An 18,443-nucleotide genomic window follows, 5' to 3' on the forward strand; every position below is an offset into this window, starting at 1 on the left:
GAATTATAGGCCCATGGAATCTGCCGTCAACCCTTATTTTCATCTTTCTGTCACAAGGGTCAGAAACAGCGCAGAACCAAGTCAGAACACGCAACCCTGTAGAAGCTGGCTTGCCAGCGATGAGGCCAGCAAGCCTTGCAGCGCCCAGAGGGACGCCATCGCCAGCAAGCCGGCTCCTACAGTTTGGGTGTCGCACACAAAATGGGGGGCCGACGACATACCTGTGGGAGCTGGCTTGCCAGCGAAGGCGTCCATACAACGCCTTCGCGGGCAAGTCCGACGCCTACAGGGACCGTGTCGCTGAAGGGGCCGGCTTCTTTGCCACAAGACGGGGAATCCGCCGCGCCAGCGCCGGGATACGCAGCGCCAACAACAACGCACCTATAGAGGCATACACCGTCCACTCCTTCAGGTCTGCCCGCACGATCCACAACATGTGCAGCAACCCCAGGCCGAGAACCACATACACCAGGCGGTGCAGCTTCTTCCAGCGCGCGCCCAGGCGGCGCTGACTATAACGGTTCGACGTCACGGAAAGCGCCAGGAGACAGAGAAAGCCCAAGGTGCCGACAATGATGTAGGGCCGCTTGCGCAACTCGACACCCAACTGCGACCAATCCAGCCCCAGGACAAACACCAGGTAAGCCGCCAGATGCAGCACCACATAGGCGAAACACCACAACCCCAACTGGCGCCGCACCGCGATCCAGCCCGGCCAGCCGCTCAACTTCTGCAACGGTGTCATGCCGAGGGTGATCAGCAACAGGATCAGCGTACCCAGGCCCAGCCGGTCGACCAGCACCTTTCCCGGATCCGGCCCAAGGGCAAAGATCCACGCCTGATACAGCCAGAGCAACGGCCAGATCGCCGCCGCGATAAAGACGCCCACACGCCAGAATGGATATCGCATCAGTAGTTCTTCCGCAGGTCCAGGCCGGTATACAAGGAAGCGACTTCATCCGAGTAGCCGTTGAACATCTGCGTCTCGCGCACATTCGGACTGAACAGACCACTGGGCAACCGACGCTCGCGGGCCTGGGTCCAGCGCGGATGATCGACCGTCGGGTTCACGTTGGCATAAAAGCCGTACTCATCCGAAGCGATGCTCTGCCAGGTGGTTTTCGGCTGTTCCGCCACCAGGCTGATGCGCACGATGGACTTGACGCTCTTGAAGCCGTACTTCCACGGCACCACGAGACGCAACGGCGCGCCGTTCTGATTCGGCAACTCCCGCCCGTACATGCCCACGGCCAGAATCGCCAGCGGGTTCATCGCCTCATCCAGACGCAAGCCCTCGACATAAGGCCAGTCGATCAGGGCAAAACCGGAGCGCTGCCCCGGCATGCTCTTGGGATCCTGCAGGGTTTCAAAGCGAATGTACCTGGCCTTGGAGGTCGGCTCGACCTGCTTGAGCAACGCAGAGATCGGAAAGCCGATCCACGGGATCACCATCGACCAGGCTTCGACACAACGCAGGCGATAGATCCGCTCTTCCAGCTGATAAGGCTTCATGAAGTCTTCGAGGGCATAACGTCCGGGCTTGCCGACTTCGCCGTCGATCACCACCGACCAGGGTTCGGTTTTCAGCGATCCGGCGTTCTGCGCCGGATCGCCCTTGTCGGTCCCGAACTCATAGAAGTTGTTGTAGTGCGTCGCGTCCTTGTACGGGGTGATCGCTTCATCCTTGACCGTCACGGCACCCCAGCGGGTATCCGGCAGCTTGCCGGCAAACCAGGACGGCGCATTCCCTGCTTCCACATCGGCGTAGCGCGCCGCCTCGGCCGCACTGGCCCAACGCGGCAGACTGCCGAGCGCGAGCCCGGCCAGCGAACTGCCGAGCACGGCACGACGGGAAAGATAGAGTGACTCGGGGGTGACTTCCGACTCCTTGGAGTCGGAAGTCCTGGAAAGCTTGATCAGCATGGCAACTCCGCAGTATTGGGCGACTGATGCACCAATAGACTACGGAGTGTAAGGGAAATTACATCACTCGACGCTTTTGTGGCGACGCAGGTGCAGCAGGTACTGGACAGGGCCGGAAGCCGCATAGGCGAGGAAAATCAGCAGCAGGATCCGCGGCGGATCGCTGAACACCACGGCGAACACCAGCACCACGGCCAGGATCGCGACAAACGGCACACGCCCCTTGAGATCCAGCTCCTTGAAGCTGTTGTACTTGATGTTGCTGACCATCAGCATCCCGGCCGCCGCCACCAGCAGGGCCACCAGGAACGACATCTTCGATCCCTGGATACCGTAGTCGCTGAAGGCCCAGACCGTGCCGGCCACCACACCGGCCGCGGCCGGGCTGGCAAGACCGATGAAGTAACGCTTGTCCGCGGTCCCGACCTGGGTGTTGAAGCGCGCCAGGCGCAGGGCCGCACCCGCCACATAGATAAAGGCCACCATCCAGCCGACCTTGCCCATATCGCCCAGCGCCCAGCCGAAGGCCAGCAACGCCGGGGCCACGCCGAACGCGACCATGTCGGACAGCGAGTCATACTCGGCGCCGAAGGCGCTCTGGGTATTGGTCATCCGCGCCACGCGCCCATCCAGCCCGTCGAGGACCATGGCGACGAAGATCGCGATCGCGGAAAACGCGAAATACTTGCTCGCCCCGGCGGGATCCCCCGCACTGGCAGCACTTTGCGCACTCATCGCACTGATGATCGCGTAGAAACCGGCGAACAGGTTCGCGGTGGTGAACAGATTCGGCAGCAGATAGATACCACGATGCCGGACTTTACGGCCTTCGGCGTCATGTCCTTCTTCGACATGCTCATCGATCGGCAGCAGGCTTTCGGCGTCAGGAGCCTGGTTCGGCTCTTCGGGACGTTCGCTCATGGACAGTACCTTGCAACGGTGAAAAAAATTCGACAGAGGTTCGCGGCCGGGGTTCGACCGCAAAACGATCCAGCTTTATACCAGAAGCGGCCCCCTAAACGAAAAAACGCGGCCGAGGCCGCGTTTTTCCAGACAGGCCCTGAACTCAGTTCTTGGCTTTGTCGACGATCTTGTTCGCACCGATCCAAGGCATCATCGAGCGCAGTTGCTCACCGATGATCTCGATACCGTGGGCAGCGTTGTTACGACGCTTGGCGGTCATCGATGGGTAGCCGGTAGCACCTTCGCTGATGAACATCTTCGCGTATTCGCCGTCCTGGATGCGCTTCAGAGCGTTGCGCATGGCCTGGCGGGATTCGGCGTTGATGACTTCAGGGCCGGTCACGTACTCGCCGTATTCGGCGTTGTTGGAGATCGAGTAGTTCATGTTGGCGATACCGCCTTCGTACATGAGGTCAACGATCAGCTTCAGTTCGTGCAGGCATTCGAAGTAGGCCATTTCCGGCGCGTAGCCAGCTTCAACCAGAGTTTCGAAACCGGCTTTCACCAGCTCGACGGTACCGCCGCACAGAACGGCCTGTTCGCCGAACAGGTCGGTTTCGGTCTCGTCCTTGAAGGTGGTTTCGATGATGCCGGTACGACCGCCACCCACGCCGGCGGCGTAGGACAGTGCAACGTTCTTGGCGTTGCCCGAGGCGTCCTGGTAGATCGCGATCAGGTCAGGGATACCACCGCCCTTGACGAATTCGGAACGCACGGTGTGGCCTGGAGCCTTCGGCGCGATCATGATCACGTCGAGGTCGGCGCGCGGCACAACCTGGTTGTAGTGGATCGCGAAGCCGTGGGAGAAGGCCAGGGTGGCGCCTTTCTTGATGTTCGGCTCGATTTCGTTCTTGTACAGCGCGGACTGGAACTCGTCCGGAGTCAGGATCATGACCAGGTCGGCGGCAGCAACGGCGGAAGCGACGTCGGTCACTTTCAGGCCGTGGGCTTCTGCCTTGGCAACAGTCGCCGAACCCTTGCGCAGGCCGACGGTAACGTCGACACCGGAATCCTTCAGGTTGCAAGCTTGTGCGTGGCCCTGGGAGCCGTAACCGATAATCGCGACTTTCTTGCCCTGGATGATCGACAGGTCACAGTCTTTATCGTAGAAAACCTTCATGAAATACCCCTTTATATCCAGGCCATCAGGCCATTCGCTAAATTAAGTTAGATGCTCAGTACTTTGTCGCCACGGGCAATCCCGGTGACGCCACTACGCACGGTTTCCAGAATCGAGGCCGTCCCGATCGACTGGATGAAGCTGTCCAGCTTGTCGCTTGTACCGGTCAATTGCACGGTATAAACGCTGGCGCTCACATCAACGATCTGCCCGCGGTAAATATCGGTAGTCCGTTTTATCTCGGCGCGCTGGGCGCCAGTGGCCTTGACCTTGACCAGCATCAGTTCGCGCTCGATGTGAGCACTTTCCGACAGGTCGACCAGCTTGACCACTTCGATCAGTTTGTTCAGGTTCTTGGTGATCTGCTCGATGACTTCATCATGCCCCACGGTGGTCAGCGTCAGACGCGACAGGGTCGGGTCTTCGGTCGGGGCCACGGTCAGGCTTTCGATGTTGTAGTTGCGTTGCGAAAACAGACCAACCACACGAGACAGAGCGCCAGGTTCGTTTTCCAGAAGCAGGGAAATGATATGCCGCATGTTAGGTACGCTCCGTCTTGCTCAGCCACATATCGCGCATGGAGCCGTCTTTGATCTGCATCGGGTAGACGTGCTCGCTGGTATCGACCTGGATATCGAGGAACACCAGGCGATCCTTCATGGCGAACGCTTCTTCCATCTTCGGCTTCAAGTCTTTCAGATCCGTGATACGGATTCCGACGTGACCATAGGCCTCGACCAGCTTGACGAAGTCAGGCAGCGATTCCATGTACGAGTGCGAGTGACGGCTGCCGTAGCTCATGTCTTGCCACTGACGAACCATGCCGAGCACACCGTTGTTCAGGCTGACGATCTTCACCGGCAGACCGTACTGCAGGCAGGTCGACAGTTCCTGGATGTTCATCTGGATACTGCCTTCGCCGGTGACGCAGGCGACATCCACATCCGGGAAGCTCAACTTCACGCCCATGGCCGCCGGGAAACCGAAGCCCATGGTGCCCAGGCCGCCGGAGTTGATCCAGCGATTGGGCTTGTTGAACTTGTAGTACTGCGCCGCGAACATCTGGTGCTGGCCCACGTCGGAGGTCACGAAGGCATCGCCCTTGGTCACTTCGCACAGGGTTTCGATCACCGTCTGCGGCTTGATAATGCTGCCGTCGCCCTTGTCATAAGGGAACAGGCCACGGTCACCGCGCCATTCGTCGATCTGCTTCCACCAGCTGGCGACCGACTCCTTGTTCGGAGTCTCGCCGATTTCCTTGAGGGCCGCGACCATCTCGGTCAGCACGCTCTCCACCGGACCCACGATAGGCACGTCTGCCTTGATGGTCTTGGAGATCGATGCCGGATCGATGTCGATATGGATGATCTTGGCGTTCGGGCAGAACTTCGGTGCACCGTTGATGACACGGTCGTCGAAGCGCGCACCGACGGCCAGGATCACATCGGCGTGGTGCATGGCCAGGTTGGCGGTGTAGCTGCCGTGCATGCCGAGCATGCCGACGAACTGACGGTCGGTGCCAGGGTAGGCGCCGAGCCCCATCAGGGTGTTGGTCACCGGCAGGTTGAGCAGCTTGGCCAGTTCGGTCAAGGGTGCGGAACCGCCGCCGAGGATCACGCCGCCGCCCGAGTAGAGCACCGGACGCTTGGCGGCCAGGAGCATTTCGGCCGCCTTGCGGATCTGGCCGGAGTGACCGCGTACAGCCGGGCTGTAGGAACGCAGCTTGGCTTTTTTCGGGAAGATGTATTCGAACTTCTCGGCCGGGTTGGTCATGTCTTTCGGGATATCGACAACGACAGGACCAGGGCGGCCGGACTGCGCCAGGTAGAACGCCTTCTTCATGACTTCCGGGATTTCCGAGGCGTGCTTGATCATGAAGCTGTGCTTCACGATCGGCCGGGAGATACCGATCATGTCGGTTTCCTGGAACGCATCGGTACCGACCAGGGTGCTTGGCACCTGACCGGAGATGATCACCATCGGAATGGAGTCCATGTACGCCGTGGCGATACCAGTGATGGCGTTGGTTGCGCCGGGACCGGAAGTCACCAGCACCACGCCGGCCTTGCCGGTGGCACGGGCATAGCCGTCAGCCATATGGGTAGCGGCCTGCTCGTGACGAACCAGGATGTGGGTCACTTCCGGTTCTTTGAACAGGGCATCGTAGACATGAAGAAGAGCACCACCCGGGTACCCGTAGATATATTTGACGCCTTCGTCACGCAAAAAGCGGACGAGCATCTCACCGCCAGATAAAAGCTCCACGTTGTTCACCTCTAAAACGCCAGAATACCGTCCACAAACGCTGGAGACGGGTCTTAATAGGTTTACTTCTCGGCAGAGCATGAGCGACGGTGGTCGCCGACTACGTCAGCACTGACTGAGCAAGTATTGGGAGTGCCCCAAGTGTTGCGGGGGTTTCCCACCCAGCGCGAGGTAACGCGTTGCGGGTGTAACAGGTCGGCGCGGATGTGCGCCTCATGATCTGCCGAGTGGGTCTGCTTCTGGCAGTCCCTCTACAGCGGACTTTGGATTGTTCTGATTCGCCTCGCTCAAGTCAAGTCATCTGTGCGCTTTCTTCGAACTAAGCGCATGAGAAAGCAGAAGAAAACCTTTCCTGAAGGAATGTGCTAGGTTGCTGATTGAACCGCCTGAGAAGGAAACCTGATGCGTACGAGCATTCTCATAGGCAGCCTGCTGTTTGCCGTGAGCCCCCTGTGCCTGGCCGCCCCGATCTACAAATGGGTCGATGCCCAGGGCGTCACTCATTTCGACGCCCAGCCACCACCGGGACAGACAGCGACCGTGGTCACGCCGGCAATCGGTACGCCACCCCCGCCACCGCCCAGGCCCGAGGTCCAGGCCAGCACACCGGTGGGCGATCAGAAAGCCGTGGATGCCAAGGTCAGGAAACAGGTGGCCGAGCGAGACGCCACGCTCAAGGTGTTCTGCGACAAGGCGCGGACCAATCTGGCGCAATTGCAGAACGATCCGCGGGTGCGCGAGGAAGTGAACGGAGAACTGCGGCGCCTGACCGAGGAAGAACGGCAGACCCGGCTGCTTGAAACGCGCAAGGCGATTGAAGAGAACTGTTCCTGAGTCTTGTGGCGAGGGGCAAGCCTCCTCGCCACATCCACGCGCTCAGGCTCAGCGCGACTCGCTGATCAATTGATCGAACTGCGCCAGCAGCGCCTGCAACGTCCTGCCCTGCCCCGGACGCTGGGCGTAGACCATTTCGGCCATGGCCAGGATGCCCGAGGCAGCCGGCAGCGGCAGATCCTGTTCGAGGATGCTCTTCATCCTCGGCAGGAAGATCCATTGCAACCATTGCTCGAACTCCAGCGTGTCGACGCTGAAAGGCTCGACGCTGGCCAGCGCCTGCGCACTGGGCGGCTCCTCGTCCCACCAGCCCTGGATACGCAGTTCACGCTCGATCAGCAACAACTGGTCGGCAATCAACAGGAAACGATCATCCATCAGAGGCTGACCTTGGCCTTCTGCCGCGCCAATGCCGCACCGGCCGCATCACCCTGCTTTTCCCGTGCCTGGGCAATCAGGCCCCAGAGACTGGCTTGCAGATCCGGACGGCCATTGGCAAAGCTCAGGCCGCGACGGGCCAACTGCTCGGCTTGCGGGGCATCGCCCTGGGCCATGCGGACCTGCGCCAGGCGATAGAGCACCTGCGGTTCACGCGGCGCGACGCGCTGGGCACGCTCCAGGCTCGACGAGGCACCGTTGAGGTCACCGCTGGACTGTTGCTGCTGAGCCGTGGTCAGCAGCGCCAGGACCGGGCCATCCAGTTGCTCGTCCGCCGACAGGCCGCCGGCATTGCCCGAAGGCACGCCGCTGGGCGCTACCTGGCTCGGCATGGTGTAGCCGCCCTGGTTGATCGACGACGTCTGGATCGGCGCACTGTCCACCGGACCCGGGGTAATCGGCCCGGACGTGGAAGGACCCGGTGTCCAGGGCTCGCTGCTGATCGGCGCGGAAGTCGCCGCGCCACCGCCCGGAACCATCACCACCACGCCGGAATCCTGCGGAACGGCCTGGGCCTGGTTCGGCACGGCGCGCTTGATGGTGGTCTGGCGGAAACCGCCGGTGGCGGATATCCGATCGTTGTTGGACACGGCTGTCCCGGAATCGACTACCGGGATCGAACCATGGGGCACGCTCGAGCAACCGTTGAGCAAAGCCAGAGCCGTAAAAGCTGGAAACCACCACTTGTTCACTTCAAACCCTCTTCGCTTAATTCAACCAGCCCTTGACCCAATCCATCACTTCGGTGGCAGGCGCGGGCGCCGCGCCACCGCAAGCCGTACCTGGCGCAGGTTCACTGCCGCGAATATACGGCATCTGCACCGCGCCCGGGCAATTGGCATCTGAGCCCTGCCCGGTATGCGGATCGATCCAGGCCTGAACAATATTATCCGGTTGTGGCATGTCCAGCGGCAGCGGATCGGCTTTCTTCATGAAACTGGTCCAGACCTGCAAGGCCCCGGTCGCACCGGTAAACGGCGTCTTGCCGTTGTCGTCACGGCCCAGCCAGACCACCGCCAGCAGATCCTGGCTGAAACCGGAGAACCAGCTGTCACGGGAGTCGTTACTGGTGCCGGACTTACCCGCCAATGTCAGGGTCTTGGGCAGGACATTGTAGGCACTGGCCCCGGTACCCTCGCGCATCACCCGCTGCATCGCCGCCTGGATCAGGTAGATCGAGCCCGCATCGAAGCGCTGCTGGATCTGGAACGGATAACGCTTGAGCGGTTCGCCCTCGGCCGTCAGCACGCTGCGGATACCGCGCATTGGCGTGTTGAAGCCACCGTTGGCGATGGTCTGGTACATGGTCGCCACTTCAATCGGGGTCATGCCGCCGGCGCCCAGCAGTATTGCCGGATAAGCCGGGAACTCACGGGTGATGCCCAGTCGGGCAACCGTCTTGAGCACGTTCGGCACGCCGACTTCCAGGCCGAGGCGCGCCGTCGACAGGTTGTAGGAATGCGCCAGGCCCTGGTACAGGAAAATCGTGCCATGGGAACGACGGTCGAAGTTCTGCGGTTTCCAGACCTGACCATCCGCGCCCTTCACCGAAAACGCTTCGTCCGACAGCCAACTGGTCAGGGTGTACTGGCTCGGTTTCTCCAGCGCGGTCAGATACACCGCCGGCTTGATCAGCGAGCCGATATTGCGCACCGCATCCAGCGCGCGGTTGAAACCGGCGAAACCGGGTTGACGGCTACCGATCATGGCCTGGACTTCACCGGTTTCCGGATTGGTCACCACCATCGCCGCCTCGACATCCTCCGAACCCTTGCGCCCGGCCAGGCGCTTGAAGGTTTCATTGACCGAGGCTTCGGCCTTCATCTGCAGGATCGGGTCGAAGCTGGTGAAAATCCGCAGCCCCTCCTCGGTCAAGTCTTCGTCGCGATAGTCTTCACGCAACTGGCGCTTGACCAGATCGAGGAAGCCGGGGAACGAGCTGTCGGCCAGGCTGCCGCGCTTGGTCACGCCCAGCGGCATCTTCTTCGCCGCCTCGACCTGTTCGACTGGTACCACGCCCTGCTGCGCCAGCAGATCGAGCACCAGGTTACGCCGTTCGAGGGCACGATCCGGGTAACGTCGTGGGTTGTAGTAGGACGGGCCCTTGACCATGCCCACCAGCAACGCGACCTGGTGCAGCTTCAATTCGGACAACGGCTGGCTGAAGAAGAACTGGCTCGCCAGGCCGAAACCGTGCACGGCGCGCTGACCGTCCTGACCGATAAAGACCTCGTTGAGATAAGCCTCGAGGATCTCCTTCTTGTCGTAATGCAGTTCCAGCAGCAAGGCCATCATGGCCTCGGTGAGCTTGCGGCTCAGGCTGCGTTCGTTGGTCAGGAAGAAGTTCTTCACCAACTGCTGGGTCAAGGTACTGCCGCCCTGGCGCATCTGGCCGGCCGAGGTATTGACCCAGATCGCCCGGGCAATCGACTTCGGCGAGACGCCGAAGTGATGATAGAAATCCCGATCCTCGACGGTCACCAGGGTATCGAGCAGATACGGCGGCACCTGATCGATCTTGATCAGGATCCGGTCCTCGAGGTTTTTCGGGTACAGGCCGCCGATCAGCAGTGGCTCAAGACGCACCACCGAGAGCTTCGAGCCGTTGAGCGCCGACAACTCGGCGACATAGTCGCCGGAGAACCGCACGCGCACCGGCTGCGCCGCTTCCATGCCCTCGTAGAACTGGAAGCCGCGGGTATTCAGGTCGACCGTGTTGCCATTGACCGCCGCCGCGCCCGGACCGTTGATCACCGCTTCACGGCGATAGCCCAGGGCATCGAGTTCGGTGAGGAAGTCTTCCTTGCTCAGCTTCTGGCCGACGAACAGCTCCAGCGGCCGGGCATAGACCTTGGCCGGGATGGTCCAGCGCTTGCCGGAGAACTTCTCCTGCACCACGGCATCGAGGTAGACGGCGAAGCCGGCCAGCACCACGAGGCCGACCAGACTGAGCTTGAGCGCCCAGCCGAGCCAGGGACGAAGGCCGCCGGACGGAGGTTTGGGTTTGGAACGAGGGGATCGGGTACGAGTCATGGGCGCGGATTATACGCACTTTATTCATGATCAACATGCACGCTCCGGCGGTTTGCAGCACCCGCCCGAGCAGCCATAATGGCGCCCTCGAATTTTCCGACCTCTGAAGGATCGCCCGTGAGCCAGTCCCTGATCGCCGCCCTGCAAAATCCGGCCCTCTACCCCCATCCGGTAGATGGGTTCCAGCTCATCGAGACCCATATTTCCTGGGTTCTGCTCACCGGTTCCTATGCCTACAAGATCAAGAAGCCGGTCAACTTCGGCTTTCTCGACTTCACCGAGCTGTCTGGCCGCGAGCACTTCTGCAATGAAGAACTGCGCCTCAACCAGCGCCTGACCGACGACCTGTACCTGGAAGTCCTGCCGATCACCGGCACGGTCGACGCCCCGCAACTGGGCGGCGACGGCCCGGCCATCGAATACGTGCTGAAAATGCGCCAGTTCCCGCAAAGCCAGCTGCTCAGCACCTTGCAGGCCAATGGTGAACTGACCGCCCAGCATATCGACGAGATGGCGCAGCAGATCGCCCGTTTCCACCAGACCGCTCCCGAAGTGCCGAAAGAGCACTACCAGGGCACTCCGGAAGCGGTCATGGACCCGGTCCGACAGAACTTCGAACAGATTCGCCCGTTCCTGCAGGACAAGGCCGACCTGCTGCAACTCGACGCCCTGCAAGCCTGGGCCGAGACCAGCTTCGAGCGCCTCAAGCCGCTGTTCGCCCAGCGCAAGGCCGCAGGCTTCACCCGTGAATGCCATGGCGATATCCACCTGGGCAACGCCACCGTCATCGACGGCAAGGTAGTGATCTTCGACTGCATCGAGTTCAACGAACCGTTCCGTTTCACCGACGTCTACGCCGACACCGGTTTCCTCGCCATGGACCTGGAAGACCGCGGCCTCAAGAGCCTGGCCCGACGTTTTGTCAGCCAGTACCTGGAACTGACCGGCGACTACCAGGGCCTGGAAGTGCTGAACTTCTACAAGGCCTACCGTGCCCTGGTCCGCGCCAAGGTCGCGCTGTTCAGCATGCCGGCCGACGCCACCGCCGTACAACGGGCGACCACCCTGCGCCAGTACCGCAACTATGCCAACCTGGCGGAAAGCTACAGCACCATCCCCTCGCGCTTCCTGGCCATTACCCATGGCGTGTCCGCGGTCGGCAAGAGCCACGTGGCCATGCGCATGGTCGAGGCCCTGGGCGCGGTCCGCCTGCGTTCCGATGTCGAGCGCAAGCGCCTGTTCGGCGAGCAACAGGGCACCCAGGCGGTCGGCGACGGTATCTACAGCCAGGACGCCAGCGCACGGACCTATCAGCGCCTGCATGAAATCGCCGACATCATCCTGCGCGCCGGTTTCCCGGTGGTGATCGATGCCACCTACCTCAAGCGCGAACAGCGCGACGCCGCCGCCAAGGTTGCCGAAGCCACCGGCGCCCCCTGCCTGATCCTCGATTGCGACGCGCCCCAGGCCGTCATCGAAAGCTGGCTGGCCCAGCGCCAGGCCGACGCCCTCGACCCTTCCGATGCGACCCTGGAAGTCATCGCCACCCAACAGGCCAACCGCGAAGCCCTGGGAGCCGATGAAATCCTGCGGACCAAACGCGTGCAGACCAACGAGAGCGGCAGCCTCGACACCCTGATCGCGCAGATTCGCCTGCGCCTGCCAGGTCTGTAAAAAACTATTTCAGCCGTGAAGCGGCAATTGCTTCACGGCTGAAACATAGTGGCATTATACTGGCGTCATAAATCCAACAGGAGACGTTCCATGAGCCACCCCAAGCTTCTCGACTCCGCCTTGTTCGCCTTGCTGCACAAGGATGACATTGCCGGCTTCAATAAAGCCCGTCCCAAGGACGGCCCGATCGACATGCGTGGTGGCGACTTCCGCGGTCTCGACCTGCGTGAACTGAACGCCGACGGGGTCGACTTCACCGACGCCTACTTCCGTTCCGCCGACCTGCGCGGCGTGGACTTCCAGAACGCCATACTGGAAGGCGCCAGCGTCGCCCACGCGCAGATCTCCGGTGCCTACTTTCCGCCACGACTGAAAGCGGCCGAGATCCTCATGTCCGTGCAGTTCGGCACGCGTCTGCGCTACGACCCGGAGTAACCGCTCCGGCTTGAGGTAGCGGCTGCAAACGCTGAAGTCCGGTACCGATTGCCGCCCAGGACAGCGGCAGGCATGGCTTTTCCCCTTCTCCCGACTGGCTCGAAAGTGCCAGGCCCGCGCAGCCCGTGACTTGGGCTTAGAAGCTTTTGCGCACAAGCCGACCAAAGAACCACGCTTTTCCTACTGACCGCTACACTCTTTTCAGGCTTGCCTACTCTCGTCAACGCAGCGTTCGGCCATCGCAAGGAGGCTTGATGAACGATGAACTGCAACACCTGAAGAACCTTGGCAAGACGTCGGCGCAATGGCTGCACGCTGTGGGTATCCACAGCGCATCGGATTTGCGTCGATTAGGGGCAGTGGATGCCTATCGTGCAGTAAGAACCCGCGGATTCAGAGCCTCGAAAGTGCTGTTGTACGCCATCGAGGGCGCGCTGATGGACATTCACTGGAATGACATCCCGCTGGAGCGCAAAGAAGCCTTGAATAAACAACTGGAAGCGATATCGTCACGGCATAAAAATTGATTGTGCAGGTTTGTCATGTATCTACTCGGGGAGCAACCGGCGTACGCCGATGAATTGATCAATCGGCTGCAGAGCATTCCCGCTCGACTGCTTGAAGGTCTGCCGCCCTGCGGCGCGGCCATCGAGTTCGAACAGACCCAGGACCTCTCATCCCGGCTGGCCGACGATCAACTCTTTCTGATCGATAGCGGCCTGCTGCATGCGCGTGTCGACGAGCGTCCGCTGTTCTACCTGCAGGAAGGCGACCTGGTGGGTTTGCGCCAGGGCATCGACTGGCCGCGCTGCCTGCTGAGCAGTGATGGCCCGCTGCGCCTGCTGCCGTATCGGCGCCGCGAAGTGTTCCAGCATATCTATGCCGATGAAGCCCGCAGCGAACTGCTGCTGCGCTATCTCGTGGGCCAGACCGCCCTCCTGTCGGACGCGGTCACCCGCCTCAAGCAGCCGGAGTTCCGCAGCAGCAACGGCTTCCAGCAGGTCGCGGTCGGTGAAGTGCTGATCCGCCAGGGTGACGATGCCGACCATGTCTTCATCATCATCGACGGACATGCCGAAGCCTTTGTCGATGGCCACAAGGTCGGTGACGTCCCCAAGGACGAGATATTTGGTGCCATGGCGGTGTTCACCGGCGAGAAACGCAGCGCCAGCGTGATCGCCAGCCAGCCGTGCACGGTCATGCTGATTCCCAAGGAGCAGTTCCTCAACCTGACCCAGAGCAATCCGCGTATCGCCCATAGCCTGATCGAGAGCATGGCGCGGCGGATCGATCTGTTGAACAAGGAAGTCACGCGGCTGAACACTGCCGCCCAGCAAGGCTGAATAGCCCGCCAGGCACTGGCGACGGACGGTCGGGAAAAACTTGTTGACTTAGAAATGAGAATCGTTATGATTATCACAACTGATCGCGAGATCGGTTGGATTTTCTGGAAGGCCCTTGGTTCGGACTCTCAGATTATCTCCTCATCAGGCTAATCACGGTTATTGACCCGGCTTTTTGCCGGGTCTTTTTTTTGCCCGGAAAAAGCTCATTTGCGGCCACGCCGTTTCGTCGGCGGCGCCGCCGACCACTCCAACTGTGCCAGCAGTTCATCCAGCAACCCCGAAGCGCCCAGGCGCAGGTGGTCGGCGTCGACCCAGTCCGCGCCGAAACGGGCCTTCGCCAAATCGATGTAGGTTCGCGCGTCGTCGAAGGTACGAATCCCACCCGCCGCCTTCAAGCCCACCAGCCCGCCCCGCTCCGCGATGGCTTCGAGCATGATCCGCGCCGCCTGCTCCGTGGCGTTGATCAGGACCTTGCCGGTACTGGTCTTGAGAAAGTCGGCACCGGCGGCAATCGCGTCCTGGCTGGCCTGGCGAATCATCTGCGGGTCGCGCAGCTCGCCGGTTTCCAGGATCACCTTGAGCCGGGCCCGCCCCGCGCACAATTCGCGACAGGCCGAGACCATGGTCTTGCCTGTCTGCGTATCGCCCATCAGCAGCGAACGATAGGGATAGACCAGGTCCACCTCGTTAGCGCCCGCCTTGAGCACCGCCTCCGTTTCCGAGACCGCCGACGCCACGTTCGGTCCACCGTAGGGAAAGTTGACCACCGTGGCCACGCGAATCGCCGATGCGCCGAGCCTGTCCAGGGTCTTGCGGGCCAGGGTCACGAACCGCGGGAAGACACAGACCGCCGCCACGGGCCCGAAAGGCGTCAAGGCCCGCTGGCACAGCGAGATGACCCGCTCGGCATCGTCATCATTGCTCAGAGAGGTCAGGTCGAGCAGGCCGATAGCCTGACGCGCCAGTTGCTGATCCGCCTGATTAATCTGCTTCATGTTGGCTCCCACATCCGATCATTGCATCAACGTGACAAACATCCGGGGCTGAAATCCTCGGACGACGCGGAGTGCGCGTTGCCGACACAATAAAGGACTCATTCGGACGAAATCACAGCGAGCCAAAGACAAAGACCCGGACTACATGAGAACGGGAGGATTCTCTGTGTAACCGGGTGAATTGACCGACACCAGCCGAGCAGGCCGGCGACCGTTTCAGCGCGCGATGATCAGCGGATGCCCCCGCTCAGGATGCGGCAGCACCAGCACTTCCAGGCCGAACACGGCTTTCAGCATGTCGGGCCGCAGGACCCGTTCAGGGCATTCGAGGGCGTACGGGCGGCCCTTTTCCAGGAGTAACAGGCGGTCGCAGTAACGCGCGGCCAGGTTCATGTCATGCAGGATGATCAGCACCGCGGCGCCCCGGTCGGCGAACTCGCGAATCGCCTGCAAGGTGGTGTGCTGATGCAACGGATCGAGCATCGAGGTCGGCTCATCGAGCAGCAGGGTCTGCCCGCGGTGTCCCGGCCAGAGCTGGGCCAGTACCCGCGCCAGATGCACGCGCTGGCGCTCGCCGCCGGACAGCGCCAGGTAACTGCGCCCGGCCAGGTGCCCGGCATCGGCGGCCTGCAACGCCGCGACAACGATTTCCTGGTCGCGCAGTTGTCCGGTCTGGTGCGGCAGGCGGCCCATGCCCACTACCTCCTCGACCCTGAAGGCGAAATCCAGCGTCGACGTCTGGGGCAATACGGCCAGGCGCCGGGCCCGTTCCGCGCCCTGCCAGCGCGCCAGGGGTTGTTCGTCCAGCCAGACGTCGCCCTGGCTCGGCACCAGTTCCCCGCTCAAGGCGCCGAGCAGGGTGCTCTTGCCTGCACCGTTGGGCCCGAGCACGCCGAGCACCTCGCCCGGTTTGAGCTCAAGATCGATATCCGTCAGCACGGTCTGCTGGCCACGCCGGATCTGCAGGTTTTGCGCACGCAACATCAGGCACGTCCCCGCAACAGGAGATAGAGGAAGAACGGCGCACCGAGAAAGGCGGTGACAATGCCGATCGGCAGTTCCGCCGGGGCCAGCGCCAGACGCGCCACCAGATCCGCGAACAACAGCAGGCTGGCACCCGCCAGAACGGAGGCCGGCAGCAATACCCGATGATCCGGCCCGGCCAACAGCCGCACCAGGTGCGGGACCACCAGCCCGATAAAGCCGATCATGCCGGCTGCCGCCACTGCCGCGCCGACACCCAGCGCCGTACAGAGCACCAGCTCGCGCTTGAGCCCTTCGACATCGATGCCCAGGTGACTGGCCTCCGACTCACCGAGCAACAGCGCGTTCAGGGCCCTGGCCCGCCGCGGCAACCACAACGCCACCGCCGCGGTCACCAGCAGCAACGGCCACAGCCGTGCGTAGCTGGCGCCGTTGAGGCTGCCCAGGTTCCAGAAGGTCAGGGTGCGCAAGGTCGCATCGTCGGCCAGGTAGGTGAAGAGCCCCACGGCCGAACTGGCCAGGGCGGTCAGGGCAATCCCAGCGAGCAGCATGATCGCGACACTGGTCTGGCCGTTGCGCCGGCCGAGCCGATAGACCAGTGCCGTCACCCCAAGGCCGCCGAGAAAGGCGCACAGCGATAGCAGATAAGGCCCCAGCGCTTCAGGCAGCCCACCGAACGTCGCCCCACCGACGATGGCGATTGCCGCCCCAAGCGCGGCACCGCTGGAAACCCCCACCAGGCCGGGATCGGCCAGCGGATTGCGAAACAGCCCCTGCATCGCCACCCCGGACAGCGCCAGCACGCCGCCCACGGCCAGCCCCAGCAGAGTGCGCGGCAAGCGAATCTGTCCGAGGATCAGTTCCGCCTGCTCCAGTCCTTCGGCGGGCACTGGCAGGCCCAGCAAGCGCAGGGCCGCACGCAGGGTATCGACCAGCGGCAGGCTGACCGGCCCCAATGCCAGGGACAGCCAGACCGCCAGCATGCACAGCAGGCTCAAGCCGATAAACAGGGCACGGGGTTTGACCAGGGTGGTCATGGCGCGGTCGGCGCCGTCGGATAGAACTCAGCGGCCAGGGTTTTCAGGGCTTGCGGCAGTCGCGGGCCGAGGCCGCCGACCAGCAAGGTCGGGTCGAGTTCGAAGACCCGCCCGGCCTTCGCGGCGCGGGTCGAAGCCAAGATTGGGTTTTCCTTCATCAGTGCCTGGCGGGCTGCCTCGCCCGTCAGGCTCCGGTCGGCGAAGACCAGGACTTCGGGATTCAACCCGGCCAGGGCTTCGACGGAAAACGGCTTGTAGCCGCTGTGGGTCGCCAGGTTGTGACCGCCCGCCCGCGTCAGCAGCCAGTCGGCCGCGGTGTCCTTGCCGGCGATCAGCGGTTTGCCGCCGGCATGCCCGAGCAACAGCAGCACGCCTGGCGCCGACTGCTTGTCTTGCGCCTGTCTGACCCAGGCCTGCTGCTGGTCGAGTTGCTGCTGGTAGCCCTGGAACAACTGCCCGGCCTGCGCCTCGTTACCCAGCAACTTGCCCAGGTGCTGCAAATTGCCTTGCAGCGTCGGCAGGTCGGCTTCGGCGGAGAACAGTTCCACCTGCACCCCGGCATTGCGGATCTGCGCCAACACCGGTGGCGGGCCCATTTCCTCGGTGCCGACCAGGATCTGCGGACGCAGGCTGAGGATGCCTTCAGCCGACAACTGCCGCTGATAACCGATGCTCGGCAGGGCCTTGAGGGTCTCGGGATGCTGGCTGGTGGTATCGACGCCGACCAGTTTTGCCTCACCGCCCAGCACACTGACCCACTCGGACAGCGCACCGCCGGCGCTGACCCAGCGTTGCGGCAACTCGCCGGCCAGCGCGGCATGGCTGAGCGCAAGCCCGGCTCCAAGTGCAATCAGGCGGGAACTCAGGCGCATAGACGAATTTCCTTCGAAGGGTTGATCAAACAAGCGACAGGATCAGGGTGACGGGTAAGATACCGCCCCAGGGCAATTATCTATTTGATAATTATTTGCATTTGAACGTCAAGCCAAGACACACCCTGTCACAGGTTTCGTTCAGCTCCATCAGCCGCCATACTTCTTCTTTATTAAAGGCAAGGCGGGCTGCCAAAGGATCAGCATGAAGTTTCTCTGCGCGTCACAGATGCTCGCCGACAACAGCAGCCGTGGTTTCGAAGTGGATGGTCGGCCATTACTGGCGGTACGCCGCGAGGGACGGGTGTATCTCTATCAGAATCGCTGCCCGCACCGGGGCATTGCCCTGGAATGGCAACCCGACCAGTTTCTCGATGCCAGTGCCAGCCTGATCCAGTGCGCCACCCATGGCGCACTGTTCCTGATCGAAAGCGGCGAATGCGTGGCCGGGCCTTGTGTCGGGCAGTCGCTGCTGGCACTGCCCTGTCGGGAAGATGCCGAGGGCATCTGGGTCCAGGCCTGAG

The 18,443-nt window shown here is 62.1% G+C and carries 19 protein-coding genes; 6 read left to right on the top strand and 13 right to left on the bottom strand.

Annotated features, from left to right (window positions below; translation table 11 throughout):
• Window positions 1-283 precede the first annotated feature (283 nt).
• From msrQ to ACL9RJ_RS23490, 6 genes are all read right to left on the bottom strand, one after another.
• Window positions 284-910 (bottom strand): protein-methionine-sulfoxide reductase heme-binding subunit MsrQ, encoded by a 627-nt coding sequence (gene msrQ / locus ACL9RJ_RS23465; protein ID WP_212810551.1) that lies wholly within the window; start codon window positions 908-910, stop codon window positions 284-286.
• Window positions 910-1,923 carry a protein-methionine-sulfoxide reductase catalytic subunit MsrP gene (gene msrP, locus ACL9RJ_RS23470; protein ID WP_177108896.1) on the bottom strand — a complete coding sequence of 338 codons (1,014 nt, stop codon included), beginning with the start codon at window positions 1,921-1,923 and terminating at the stop codon, window positions 910-912. The genes msrQ and msrP overlap by 1 nt, the downstream gene beginning before the upstream one ends.
• Window positions 1,924-1,986: 63 nt before the next feature.
• The gene (gene pssA, locus ACL9RJ_RS23475) at window positions 1,987-2,844 is read right to left on the bottom strand and encodes a CDP-diacylglycerol--serine O-phosphatidyltransferase (RefSeq protein ID WP_017126852.1); all 858 of its coding nucleotides are present in this window, start codon (window positions 2,842-2,844) and stop codon (window positions 1,987-1,989) included.
• Between the two features lie 145 nt (window positions 2,845-2,989).
• Entirely contained in the window at window positions 2,990-4,006 is a 1,017-nt protein-coding gene (ilvC, locus tag ACL9RJ_RS23480) for a ketol-acid reductoisomerase (RefSeq protein ID WP_003185459.1), read from the bottom strand.
• 47 nt (window positions 4,007-4,053) lie between these two features.
• Window positions 4,054-4,545 (bottom strand): acetolactate synthase small subunit, encoded by a 492-nt coding sequence (gene ilvN, locus ACL9RJ_RS23485; protein ID WP_003176102.1) that lies wholly within the window; start codon window positions 4,543-4,545, stop codon window positions 4,054-4,056.
• Between the two features lies 1 nt (window position 4,546).
• Entirely contained in the window at window positions 4,547-6,271 is a 1,725-nt protein-coding gene (locus tag ACL9RJ_RS23490; protein WP_042935595.1) for an acetolactate synthase 3 large subunit, read from the bottom strand.
• A 402-nt stretch (window positions 6,272-6,673) separates the two neighbouring features.
• On the opposite strand from ACL9RJ_RS23490, the gene ACL9RJ_RS23495 reads away from it, so the two are divergent.
• The gene (locus tag ACL9RJ_RS23495) at window positions 6,674-7,105 is read left to right on the top strand and encodes a DUF4124 domain-containing protein (protein ID WP_422765718.1); all 432 of its coding nucleotides are present in this window, start codon (window positions 6,674-6,676) and stop codon (window positions 7,103-7,105) included.
• A gap of 48 nt (window positions 7,106-7,153) precedes the next feature.
• Here ACL9RJ_RS23495 and ACL9RJ_RS23500 read toward each other — a convergent pair whose 3' ends face one another.
• Genes ACL9RJ_RS23500 through mrcB form a run of 3 tightly spaced genes read right to left on the bottom strand, consistent with a single transcriptional unit; the run spans window position 7,154 to window position 10,576 of the window.
• Entirely contained in the window at window positions 7,154-7,483 is a 330-nt protein-coding gene (locus ACL9RJ_RS23500; RefSeq protein ID WP_017126849.1) for a YqcC family protein, read from the bottom strand.
• Complete coding sequence (locus tag ACL9RJ_RS23505; protein WP_042935551.1) at window positions 7,483-8,235, bottom strand: tetratricopeptide repeat protein; 753 nt, start codon at window positions 8,233-8,235, stop codon at window positions 7,483-7,485. The genes ACL9RJ_RS23500 and ACL9RJ_RS23505 overlap by 1 nt, the downstream gene beginning before the upstream one ends.
• A 16-nt stretch (window positions 8,236-8,251) precedes the next feature.
• Entirely contained in the window at window positions 8,252-10,576 is a 2,325-nt protein-coding gene (gene mrcB / locus ACL9RJ_RS23510) for a penicillin-binding protein 1B (RefSeq protein WP_177085888.1), read from the bottom strand.
• A gap of 117 nt (window positions 10,577-10,693) precedes the next feature.
• Between mrcB and ACL9RJ_RS23515 the strand changes: the two genes are divergently transcribed.
• From ACL9RJ_RS23515 to ACL9RJ_RS23530, 4 genes are all read left to right on the top strand, one after another.
• Entirely contained in the window at window positions 10,694-12,250 is a 1,557-nt protein-coding gene (locus ACL9RJ_RS23515) for a bifunctional aminoglycoside phosphotransferase/ATP-binding protein (RefSeq protein ID WP_017126846.1), read from the top strand.
• Window positions 12,251-12,340: 90 nt separating this feature from the next.
• Window positions 12,341-12,685: a pentapeptide repeat-containing protein gene (locus tag ACL9RJ_RS23520; RefSeq protein ID WP_017126845.1), complete on the top strand. Its 345-nt coding sequence runs from the start codon at window positions 12,341-12,343 to the stop codon at window positions 12,683-12,685.
• Between the two features lie 254 nt (window positions 12,686-12,939).
• Window positions 12,940-13,212, top strand: coding sequence for a TfoX/Sxy family protein (locus ACL9RJ_RS23525; protein WP_010444127.1), 273 nt, complete (start codon window positions 12,940-12,942; stop codon window positions 13,210-13,212).
• 15 nt (window positions 13,213-13,227) lie between these two features.
• Window positions 13,228-14,028 carry a Crp/Fnr family transcriptional regulator gene (locus tag ACL9RJ_RS23530; protein WP_017126844.1) on the top strand — a complete coding sequence of 267 codons (801 nt, stop codon included), beginning with the start codon at window positions 13,228-13,230 and terminating at the stop codon, window positions 14,026-14,028.
• Between the two features lie 206 nt (window positions 14,029-14,234).
• Here ACL9RJ_RS23530 and deoC read toward each other — a convergent pair whose 3' ends face one another.
• From deoC to ACL9RJ_RS23550, 4 genes are all read right to left on the bottom strand, one after another.
• Window positions 14,235-15,026 carry a deoxyribose-phosphate aldolase gene (deoC, locus tag ACL9RJ_RS23535; protein WP_017126843.1) on the bottom strand — a complete coding sequence of 264 codons (792 nt, stop codon included), beginning with the start codon at window positions 15,024-15,026 and terminating at the stop codon, window positions 14,235-14,237.
• Window positions 15,027-15,242: 216 nt separating this feature from the next.
• A complete protein-coding gene (locus tag ACL9RJ_RS23540) occupies window positions 15,243-16,010 on the bottom strand; it encodes a heme ABC transporter ATP-binding protein (RefSeq protein ID WP_422765719.1) in 768 nt (255 codons plus the stop codon).
• Window positions 16,010-16,993, bottom strand: a complete 984-nt coding sequence (locus ACL9RJ_RS23545; RefSeq protein WP_422765764.1) for a FecCD family ABC transporter permease — start codon at window positions 16,991-16,993, stop codon at window positions 16,010-16,012. Before ACL9RJ_RS23545 ends, ACL9RJ_RS23540 begins: the two co-directional genes overlap by 1 nt.
• Before the next feature lie 50 nt (window positions 16,994-17,043).
• Window positions 17,044-17,919 (bottom strand): heme/hemin ABC transporter substrate-binding protein, encoded by an 876-nt coding sequence (locus ACL9RJ_RS23550; RefSeq protein ID WP_212810547.1) that lies wholly within the window; start codon window positions 17,917-17,919, stop codon window positions 17,044-17,046.
• 205 nt (window positions 17,920-18,124) lie between these two features.
• On the opposite strand from ACL9RJ_RS23550, the gene ACL9RJ_RS23555 reads away from it, so the two are divergent.
• Window positions 18,125-18,442 carry a Rieske (2Fe-2S) protein gene (locus ACL9RJ_RS23555; protein ID WP_177085898.1) on the top strand — a complete coding sequence of 106 codons (318 nt, stop codon included), beginning with the start codon at window positions 18,125-18,127 and terminating at the stop codon, window positions 18,440-18,442.
• Window position 18,443: the final 1 nt, after the last annotated feature.

The sequence above is a fragment of the Pseudomonas sp. Mn2068 genome (assembly GCF_049319725.1).
In the GTDB taxonomy this organism is placed as follows: Bacteria; Pseudomonadota; Gammaproteobacteria; order Pseudomonadales; family Pseudomonadaceae; genus Aquipseudomonas; species Aquipseudomonas gingeri.